Source organism: Stenotrophomonas capsici (assembly GCF_034961085.1).
GTDB classification, from domain to species: Bacteria; Pseudomonadota; Gammaproteobacteria; order Xanthomonadales; family Xanthomonadaceae; genus Stenotrophomonas; species Stenotrophomonas capsici.
Genome location: NZ_JAYFUH010000141.1, coordinates 1 through 2,386 on the forward strand (window position 1 = coordinate 1; position 2,386 = coordinate 2,386).

At 70.4% G+C, this 2,386-nt stretch carries 3 protein-coding genes; all 3 read right to left on the reverse strand.

The window, feature by feature from the left end:
• Positions 1–455, reverse strand: a 455-nt coding sequence (locus VA603_RS10270) for an MATE family efflux transporter (RefSeq protein ID WP_323438750.1), incomplete at its 3' end; no start/stop codon positions are given.
• Between the two features lie 130 nt (positions 456–585).
• Positions 586–1,152 (reverse strand): DUF3106 domain-containing protein, encoded by a 567-nt coding sequence (locus tag VA603_RS10275; protein ID WP_323438751.1) that lies wholly within the window; start codon positions 1,150–1,152, stop codon positions 586–588.
• Positions 1,139–2,134, reverse strand: a complete 996-nt coding sequence (locus tag VA603_RS10280; protein WP_323438752.1) for a hypothetical protein — start codon at positions 2,132–2,134, stop codon at positions 1,139–1,141. Before VA603_RS10280 ends, VA603_RS10275 begins: the two co-directional genes overlap by 14 nt.
• Positions 2,135–2,386: the final 252 nt, after the last annotated feature.

The window sequence follows — 2,386 nt, forward strand, 5'->3', positions numbered from 1 at the left end:
ATGCAGAAGTACAGTGTCAGCGCCGGCACGCCCCAGCGGATGGCATGCAGGAAATCGGTCGCGCCCGGGACGATCTCCGGGGCGATGCCGAAGGCCGGCAGGAACGCCGGCACCACACTCAGGAACAGGAACATCAGCGCGCTCAGGCCCACGCCCAGCCACAGCGCCTGGCGGAACAGCGGCCCGATCTCGCGCTCGCGGCCAGCGCCGTGCAGCTGCGAGACCGACGCGGTCAACGAGATCAGGGTGCCGATCGGCACCAGCATCGGCAGCCACAGCAACGCCGTGCCGATGCTGACCGCGGCGAACGTGTCGGTGCCGTGGTGGCCGGCGATGGTGTTGTCGACGAAGGAGATCAGACCGGTGGAAACGTGGCCAAGCACCAGCGGCAAGGCGAGCAGACCGGTCGTCCGCACTTCATGCGAGAAGCGCGGCGTAGCGGGAGAACTGGACATAAAGCAGGAAACGCGGACTGCGGCCGGTGCAGGGAGTGCGCGGATGCCGGGTCGCGGAGTGTGCGTATTCTAGCGTGGTGATGGCGTCATGACCCTGCCCGGGGCATGAATGCTCTGTCCCGCCGACTGCTCAATGGCCAACCTTCTCGCGCAACCACGCCGCGCGCTGGGCCGGCGCCACCGCCAGCAGCGCCTCGCGCAGCGCGGCCCGGTCCTGCGGCGGGGTGCGCTGCGAGATCAGGCTCAGCTGCTCCAGGCTGTCGGCATCGAGCTGCTCCAGCAGGTTGAGCATCGGCTCGCGCTGCGCTGCCGGCAGGTAACCCAGCAGCGGCTGCAGGCGCGCATAGGCCGCGCCCAGGCGCGGGCCGAGCAGCCAGCCTTCGCGGTGCATCTGGTCCATGCCGGCAAAACGCGCCTGCAGTGCCTGCCGCTCCGCGACCGGCATGGCCACCAAGGCGGCGCCGGCGCGGCGCACGCGCAGCTTCTCGGCGTCCGGCAAGGCCTGCCAGGCGGCGTAGCGGGCGCGCAGGTCGCGCTTCTGTTGGGGAGTCATCGACGCCCATGCCGGCTGCGCCGAGGGCGCGCTGGCCGGTGCCGGCTGTGGCACCCCGGGCAGGCCGTTGGGTGTCGTCGCGCTCGCGGCACCGGCCAGGGCCAGCAGCACGCCACAGGCACGCAGGCGATCAGTTCTCCGCATCGACCGTCTCCAATGCCGCGCCGGCCGGCTCGGGCCGGCTCGGCTGCGGTTGAGATTCGTCCACCGGCAATGGCCCGCCGGCGGCGTACCAGGCCAGGAAATCGGCCTCGCTGGCCACCGCCAGGTCGGGATCGGCCAGCATCGCGGCGTCACCGGCGGCATGCGGGTCCTGGCCAGGACCGGCCGGGGTGCTGCTGTCAGGCAACGCTTCCACCTGCACCGGGTCCTCGCTGGCCAGCCCGGAGGGCGGGTCGACCGCACCGCCGAAATGGGAACGCCACCACCACAGCGCCACGGCGACCAGCAACAGCAGCGGCAGGCACAGCAGCAGCCAGGTCACCAGGCTCCACGGCGCGCGCGCGCGGCGACGCGGCGACGGACGGCGGTCTTCGGCCTTGGCCGGTGCGGCCTTGGCAACCGCCGGCCGCGCCGGCAGCACGCCGCTGATCACCGACTCGCGCAGTTGTTCCAGTTGGCGCACGCGCGGCTGCGACAGGTCGCGGATCTGTACCTGCACCTGTTCGGCCAGGGCGCGCCAGCCGGCCGCATCCGGGTTGCCGCCGGCGTCGAGCGGACAGGCCGCCGCCAGCGCCTGGCGATAGGCCAAAGCGTCCACGCCGAGCACGGCCGAGGCCATTTCCTCGTCCAGCCCGGCGCCGATCCGCAGCAGCAAGGCCAATCGTTCGGCCGGGGCCAGGGTCTGCAGGTGGCCCAGCGGGCCTTCCCAGTAACCACTGGCCGGCGGGTTGAGCAGCTGCGGGGTGCTACACAGCAGGCCCCAGAAGCGGGCCGGCCATTCGGCCATCTGCAGCGCGGCGGCCGGGCCGACGAAGGCGCGCATGGCAACCGCCACCGCGCGTTCGGCCAGGCCGGAGTCACCGGTCTGCAGTTCGGAAACGACCAGCGCACGCCGCTCCACCCCCCGCAGGAACGCGGAAAGGGCATTGGCTGCGGCCGGGGAAAGAGGGGCTGGTGCAGCCATCACGTGAACTCCGTCATGCCCGGAATGATACCCAGAGCGCCCCGCACTGCCGATCCGCTGCACATACGCTTCACGGGCGTTGCGCATGGCCTGCCGCAACTTGTGCACAGCGTCAAGACGCGGTAACAGTCGCCGTGTCCAGCGCTCGCCGCGCTTGCATTTCGTTTTTGTTTCACGGCTAACCCATTGATTTTCATTGAATAAGCAATGTGGCGATTTTTTGTCCAAGTTGACCCTGAGGCTTGAACCATC

Excerpts from the sequence above, each read along its gene's own strand:
- VA603_RS10275 (WP_323438751.1), bottom strand. The coding sequence starts at position 1,152 with ATGCGGAGAACTGATCGCCTGCGTGCCTGTGGCGTGCTGCTGGCCCTG.
- VA603_RS10280 (WP_323438752.1), bottom strand. The coding sequence starts at position 2,134 with ATGGCTGCACCAGCCCCTCTTTCCCCGGCCGCAGCCAATGCCCTTTCC.